This is a genomic window from uncultured Campylobacter sp., assembly GCF_938045465.1.
Classification (GTDB): Bacteria; Campylobacterota; Campylobacteria; order Campylobacterales; family Campylobacteraceae; genus Campylobacter_B.
Genome location: NZ_CALIBF010000128.1, coordinates 1 through 6,792, shown reverse-complemented (window position 1 = coordinate 6,792; position 6,792 = coordinate 1). Strand labels below are relative to the sequence as shown.

7 protein-coding genes and 1 pseudogene are annotated in these 6,792 nt (G+C 46.1%); 5 read left to right on the top strand and 3 right to left on the bottom strand.

The features are described 5' to 3' along the window. The 3 genes from Q0413_RS06260 to bamD all read right to left on the bottom strand — a co-directional run. The coding region (locus Q0413_RS06260) for a hypothetical protein (RefSeq protein WP_298988125.1) at window positions 1–214 on the bottom strand (214 nt) is incomplete at its 3' end. Window positions 215–398: 184 nt separating this feature from the next. Beyond that, window positions 399–2,912, bottom strand: coding sequence for an endopeptidase La (gene lon / locus Q0413_RS06255; protein ID WP_298988124.1), 2,514 nt, complete (start codon window positions 2,910–2,912; stop codon window positions 399–401). Window positions 2,913–2,920: 8 nt separating this feature from the next. Further along, window positions 2,921–3,568, bottom strand: coding sequence for an outer membrane protein assembly factor BamD (bamD, locus tag Q0413_RS06250; RefSeq protein ID WP_298988123.1), 648 nt, complete (start codon window positions 3,566–3,568; stop codon window positions 2,921–2,923). 252 nt (window positions 3,569–3,820) lie between these two features. Here bamD and Q0413_RS06245 point away from each other — a divergent pair, with 252 nt between their 5' ends. The 5 genes and pseudogenes from Q0413_RS06245 to raiA all read left to right on the top strand — a co-directional run bounded on the left by Q0413_RS06245 (window position 3,821) and on the right by raiA (window position 6,744). Beyond that, window positions 3,821–4,567, top strand: coding sequence for a type II secretion system protein (locus Q0413_RS06245; RefSeq protein WP_298988122.1), 747 nt, complete (start codon window positions 3,821–3,823; stop codon window positions 4,565–4,567). A 12-nt stretch (window positions 4,568–4,579) separates the two neighbouring features. Continuing rightward, window positions 4,580–4,645, top strand: a pseudogene (locus tag Q0413_RS11250) (prepilin-type N-terminal cleavage/methylation domain-containing protein); the annotation flags it as partial. 39 nt (window positions 4,646–4,684) lie between these two features. Continuing rightward, on the top strand, window positions 4,685–5,653 hold the full coding sequence (locus Q0413_RS06240; RefSeq protein ID WP_298988121.1) for a hypothetical protein: 969 nt from the start codon (window positions 4,685–4,687) through the stop codon (window positions 5,651–5,653). Between the two features lie 8 nt (window positions 5,654–5,661). Continuing rightward, window positions 5,662–6,186 (top strand): hypothetical protein, encoded by a 525-nt coding sequence (locus Q0413_RS06235; RefSeq protein WP_298988120.1) that lies wholly within the window; start codon window positions 5,662–5,664, stop codon window positions 6,184–6,186. A gap of 15 nt (window positions 6,187–6,201) precedes the next feature. Next, window positions 6,202–6,744 carry a ribosome-associated translation inhibitor RaiA gene (raiA, locus tag Q0413_RS06230; protein ID WP_298988119.1) on the top strand — a complete coding sequence of 181 codons (543 nt, stop codon included), beginning with the start codon at window positions 6,202–6,204 and terminating at the stop codon, window positions 6,742–6,744. Window positions 6,745–6,792: the final 48 nt, after the last annotated feature.

The following is a 6,792-nucleotide window of genomic DNA, read 5'->3' as shown; positions in this document are numbered from 1 at the left end:
CGCCAAAGGTTGTTTTGGTTCGCGCTACGTCTATAGCCGGGTAAAAGCCCGCCATAAACGCCGTAAAGTCTCTAAAAACTGCGTGAGCGGACAAGATATCTTCGGGCACGGCAAATAAGCTCAAAGCTGCCAAAACATAAGCGATCAGGCTAATAAAAAAGGCGATTTCAAGCTTCCTTGCGGCTAATCTTAATCTTGCTTTTAGTCTTATCACTTTCTTGCTTTATATTTTGATCGCAAACGGCGCAAACGGGAATCTAAAGAGTTTTTAATTCCGTGCGCCATGCGGTAGGATTTTAAAATTTCAGAGTCTATGGTAGCGCTCAGCCAAATTTAGAATGCGAATTTAACCTCCAGCGTGCGACTAAAGCGGCTAAATTTAAAACGGCGCTTTAAATTTAAACGAGCGCCAGCTTCAGCACCTCTTCGATCCGCTCTACGGGCGTTATTTTCAGATCGTTTTTGACCTCGTCCGGGATCTCTGCTAGGTCGCGCTCGTAGTTTTTGCGCGGGATCAAAACCTCGGCGATTTTGGCTTTGTGCGCGGCGATGAGCTTCTCCTTAAGCCCACCGATCGGCAACACCTTGCCGCTTAACGTGATCTCGCCCGTCATCGCCAGATCGGCGCGCACCTTGCGCTCGCTTAAAATCGACGCGATCGCCGTGCTCATCGTGATGCCTGCGCTCGGTCCGTCCTTCGGCGTCGCGCCCTCGGGCACGTGGATGTGAAGGTCGAATTTGTTATAAATCTGCTCCGAGCTTTCGAAATTCTCCTCTGCACCTAAATTTCGCGCTGCCACAGGGCTTTTAGACGCTGCGACGCCGTTTGCGCGCAATGCGGAGTTTTTACCGCCGCGCGGGGCTTTTGCCGCGCCCGCCTTCGCGTCTTGAGCCGCTTTGAGCTTACCCTCGTCGATCAGCACCTTTACGACGCTAAAGGCGATCTGCGCGGATTCTTTCATCACGTCGCCGAGCTGACCCGTGATCGTCATCGCGCCCTTGCCTTTGATCTTTACCGCCTCGATCTTGAGCACGTCGCCGCCTACCGCAGTCCACGCAAGCCCGTTTACGATGCCGATTTGATCGCACTTTTCGACCTCGTCGATCTCGAAAACCTTCTTATTTAGGAATTCGCTTAAATTTTTCGTCGTAACGACGATTTTTTTAAATTCTTTGTCTTTTAAAATTTTAACCGCGACTTTGCGGAAGATCGCAGCGATCTGGCGGCGCAGGTTTCGCACGCCGCTTTCGCGCGTGTACTCTTCGATGATCTCGGCAAGGGCTGTGGAGTTGATCGCTACGTCGGCAGATTTTAAGCCGTGGCGCTGCAGCTCCTGAGGGATCAGATAGTCTTTAGCGATCTGAAATTTCTCCTGCGGCGTGTATGAGCTAAGCTCGATAAACTCCATCCTATCGCGCAGCGGCGCGGGTATGAGAGATACGTCGTTTGCCGTGGCGATAAAGATAATCTTGCTAAGATCGATGTTGAAATTTAGATAATAATCCCTAAAGCTCGAGTTTTGCTCGGGATCTAAAATTTCAAGCAGAACCGCCGTCGGATCGCCCTTGTATGAGCTTGAAATTTTATCGATCTCATCAAGCACGATGACGGGGTTCATCTGATTTGCCTCGATGAGCCCTTGTACGATACGGCCTGGCATCGCACCGATATAGGTGCGGCGGTGTCCGCGCAGCTCGTTTACGTCCTCAAGCCCGCCTAAAGCGATACGGATAAGTTTGCGTTTAAGCGCGGTCGCGATGGAGTTCGCAAGGCTCGTCTTGCCCACGCCGGGAGGGCCGTAGAAGCACAGGATCGCGCCGCCGTTTTTACCGTCCTCTTTACTTTTCTTGCCGCTTGTGCCGCGAAGCTCTAAAAGCTGCTTTAGCGCAAAATACTCTTCGATGCGTGCCTTGGGCTTTTGCAGGGAGTGGTGGTCTTTGTTTAGCTGCGTAGTAACGCCCTCGATGGACATCTTGTGCTTGGCGGTCTTTTCAAAAGGCACCTCCAAAACCCAGTCCAGATAGCTCTGCACTAGTCCCGCATCGGCGCTGTCCGGATGAAGGCGGGCAAATTTATCGATCTGCTTTTTGATCTCTTTGTAGGCATCCTCGCCCAAATAGGGCTTTTTGGCTTCCAGCTTTTTGCGGTACTCCTCGATCTCGACATCGCGATCGGCGTCGCCTCCGAGCTCCTTTTGGATCTGCTTGAGCTGCTCTTTTAAAAAATACTCCTTGTTCGTCTTATCGATCTTGGAATGAACCTTGCTTTTGATCTCCTTTTCGAGCCTCTGCGCTTCGATCTCGTCGGAGATGTAGTTGATGAGGTTGAAAAGGCGCTTTTGCAAGTTGCTCTCGGTAAAAAACGAGTAGGCTACCTGCTTTTTTAGCCGCAGTGCGCTTAAAATCAGGTCGCAAACGCGCGCTGCGTCGGTGCCGTCGTCGATGGTCTTTAGCAGATCGTTCGGGAAAAAATGCGTAAGCGTGCTAAGCGTCTTGGTTTTTTCCTTCAGCACGCTTACCAGTGCGTCTAATTTCTGGTCGTTGCCGCGCTCGTCGTGGATGATATCGACGGTAGCGACCAGCGGATCTTGCGAAATTTCTTTTACGATTTTGCCTTTTAGTGCGCCTTGGAATAAAATTTTAACCCGACCGTCGGGAAGCGGCACGGTTCTCATCACGGAGCCCACGACACCTGCGTTATAGATACCGCCAAAGCTTCTATCGCCGCTAAATTCCGACTTTGAGCTTACGACCATTATCATAGATTCGTTTTTGGCGGCTAGATCGAGGGCTTTTTTGTTATGCTCGTCGCCGATGAAAAGGGGCGCTATCATAAACGGATATAAAAATAGCTCGTCCTCGACGATGATAGGCAGATCGCTAGGGAAGGTTGTATTTTGCATCAGTTGCATCGCTCCTCCTACTCAAAAATCGCGCGATACCAAGGCGAGCGCGGTTTGATGACGTCGGTGCCGTTTAGCGGGGATTCCTTGATGCGCTGCTCGTAAATTTTGGCAGAACTTTCGCGGTCGGTGCGCTGGTAAAGATCCTTGATGTCGATATTTAGCTGATGCTCTGCAAGCCTGAGCTTCGTTAGCATCGTCTCAAGTAGCGGACGATACTCGCTCTGCGGATATTCGGCGATAAATTTATGAATTTCATCGATGCTGTTTAGCATTAGCTTTTGGTTGCGATTTGGGCGGCTAAAGGAATCGAAATTTGCTCTGATCTTTAGAAATCTCGCGTATTCGATCTTTTGCGTCGTACCGTAGAGGCGGATGTATTCGTCTAGGTATTTGTTTGCTTTCTCGTAGTTTTCGTCCTCCACAAAAGCCCACGCCATAATGAGCGTCATCTCCTCAAGCAGCGGAGAGGCGATATGCTCGCTCGAAAAGCTGGTGTAGTGCTTCTCGGCATCCTCCATGCTGGCGTTATTGATATCTTCTAAAATTTTAGAATACCATGCCTCGGGGCTTAGATTAAAAAGCTCGCCGTCGCCTTTGCCGCTGCAGCCGCCGATAAACGCGATAAATAGGAGAGCGGATAGAATTTTACTTAGATTTGTCATAAAAAATCCTTGGAATTTATTTAGCTCGTAATTTTATAGTCTTTGAGTAAATGCAAGCTTAAATTCCGCATTCAAATTTAAAAATGAAATTTCTTTAAAATTTTTGTGCGTTCGGGCTTAAAAATCTTTGTAAATCGAAAAAATTTACGCGATAAATTCTAAATTTAAGTTTAACAATAGTATAATTAGCGCCGATAACGCAGAGTAAGTTTGCGTTTCCGTAATTTCAAAATTTTAAAGAAAGGATGTAAGATGAAAAAAGGTTTTACTCTAATCGAGCTGATCTTTACCATCGTGATTTTGGCGATCACGACGATGGCGATCCCGCGTATCGTCGCGCAAACCACCGAGTTAAACGCCCTTGCGATCAAAGAGGAGCTTGTATATAACGCTAAAGCTTTGATGTCGCGCGTGTCTAAGGCGCAATGGGATAGCGCGTATGCTAATGACGCTACGTGCGGAGGCGATGCAAGTTGTATGGATAGAATTCTAACTGTAAATCCGTCGGTAGATGATTCGGGCAATAGTACCAAGGAGGTTAGACCCGGAATTTTGAATGAAGCTAGTAGGCGTGGAATCAGCTCCCAAGCTCCGGCTACGAAAAAGCAATTCGGTAGAAATGGAATTTCGGTTGGCGGCGGTCGTTATAACGATATCGACGATTTCGACCAGTTCACGACCGATATAACAGTCGGTAATTTAGTGGGCTCTAGCAGTAGAGGTGATTTTATCCTCAATACTAGGATTAATGTCGATGTAGATTATGTAGCAGAGCCTTTTAATGCTGCGCAGTATGCTACCGGTACCGATATAAGTGGTGTTCTTAGCGATCAGCCATCCAATGGCGCCCCTACTAATATAAAGATGGTTAGGGTTGCCGCTACGGATCTAAACGATGCTGTAGCGAGAGACGGTGCCGCTAAATCAGTCGTTTTAAAAGCGTTTTTATCTAATATCGGCGTCGGCGTTCAGACAACCGTCACTAGACGATATAACTAATAGGAGCGCGATATGAAAAGAGGCTTTACCCTTATAGAGCTTGTATTTGTTATCGTAGTGTTAGGTATTATCTCAATGTTTGGCGCCGATCTATACACTAAGATCTATAAATCTTACGTGCATGTGCGGGCAGTAAATCAGCTGGAAGCTAGAACGCAAAATGCGATGATGCTAATAACAAATCGATTGGAAGATAGAATAAAAAGCTCTACTATAGGCAGAGAGCTTAGAACAAATGAGTTTGTGCCGATTAGCAATCTTACCGATCCGAAATATGACATAATAGAGTGGATCGGACAAAGCGTAGAGACTAGAAATATAAACAAGAGAAATCCTGGCTGGAGCGGCTTTATGTCAATGTCTCAGTTACGAGATAGCACATGGACGGCTAATACGGATAACGCCGGCTATATAGCAGATACTAGGGCTGAATTTAATATGGTATCCTTGGGTAGTGATTTTCCACAAGTGGCTAATATAGTTGGAAATTTAAGGGCTACGGAATACGGTAAATCGTCTACTAATACTCAAGTCGCCGTTATCTTTAGGGTCGTTACGAATGATGCTTCACCTACTAGCGTAGATATAGGCTTCGGCTACGATAGAGAAGCTAAAGATGACGGTAGCAATCGTGTGTTAATCGCTGTAGGCACTCCTAGCAATGCGGGCAGTGGTAAGATACAAGGCGAAACTATCAGGATAAATCAGTATCCGCTCAATCCAAATAACGATAACTCACAGGAATTCTCCGAGCAGTATTATATAGCTCATAGTGCCTACGCGATCGTTCCAGATTTAGGGGGTAGGGATAGTATTGTATATATGAGAGATAATGCTGGTAATGTATTAAGTAAAAATTTTGATTTGGTTTTAAAATATAATTATCGTCCATGGAGCACTGTTGCAAACGATGCGAACTCATACAATGTTGCTAGCAGCGCGTTACTAGCCGAGGACGTGAGCTTGTTTAGATTTAAGGATGATAACGGCGCCGTTGCGCTTAAACTATGTATGAGAGACGACGGCAGAAATTTCGATCCTGCAGAGCTGGATCTAAACGTTTGTAAAGCACAGGTGGTGTACTAATGAAAACTATGCAAAAAGGTTTTGCTCTAGTAGCAGCCATATTTTTTATCATCATTGTAGCGACTACAGCTATTACGGCACTATCTATAGCGTCTATGACGGCTCGCGATGTCAATAATATCCAAGGCAGAGAGCAGGCGCTACTGCTAGCTCAGAGTGCTACGGAGCTCGCTGTCCTTGCTATGCAAAAGCATGAGTATCTAACTACCGAGCTTAAAGAAAAGGGTGCTACTGCTACGACTAACCCTACGTTAAATACGATTACGCTTGAGTATCCGTCAAAGGATCCGGCTCAAAAGATGTTTGATATCACCGTGACATTCGGATATTTCGATAGACAGCTGGGTGCGCCCGGCAATCATACCGTCGCTTATAGTAATTTTGGGCAAGGCTCGTCAGAAAGTCTTGCGAACGGTAGTGTGGGCAGAATTTTAAGTCATGCCGCGCTTGTAGATGTGGTAGTAAAATCTAATGTAGCGGTTATGGGAAGGCCACAGATCACATATCATAGGCGTACTATTCAAAAACCATAATGCAAAGGAGAGACGATGAATTTAAATATCGTAGGTAAGCAGTTTGAGCTAACAGAAGCTATCAAAAATTATGTCGAAAACGCATTTGAGACGCTAGAAAAATATAATCTAGACATTATCTCGGGGCGTTGTGTAATTTCTGCCGACGAGAAGCAAGGCAAAAAGGGCTTCGTGGTGGATTTTTCATTAAATTTAGCGCATCAAGACACTATCGTCGTGCGCCAAAAAGATAAAGATCTCTATGCCGCCGTCGATCTCATCGTAGAGCGTGCCTCAAAAGTGCTTCGCAGATACCACGATAAGGTAAATTCTCACAAAAATCGCGACGAAATGAAGCAAAATGCCGTAGATAATGCGGTCGGTGCTAATGAGCCAAATTTAAACGACGAGGTCGATGAAATCGTCCCTACCGAGCTAGAGCTTTATAAACCGCTAGAGATTGATGAAGCGCTAAATAAGCTGAAAGAAAGCACCGATCAGTTTTTGGTTTTCAATGATATGAACGCTAAAATGCGTGTGCTTTATAAGCGCAAGGACGGTAAATTCGGCTTATTTTAGAATTTTAGAATTTTAGAATTTTAGAATTTTAGAATTTTAGAATTTTAG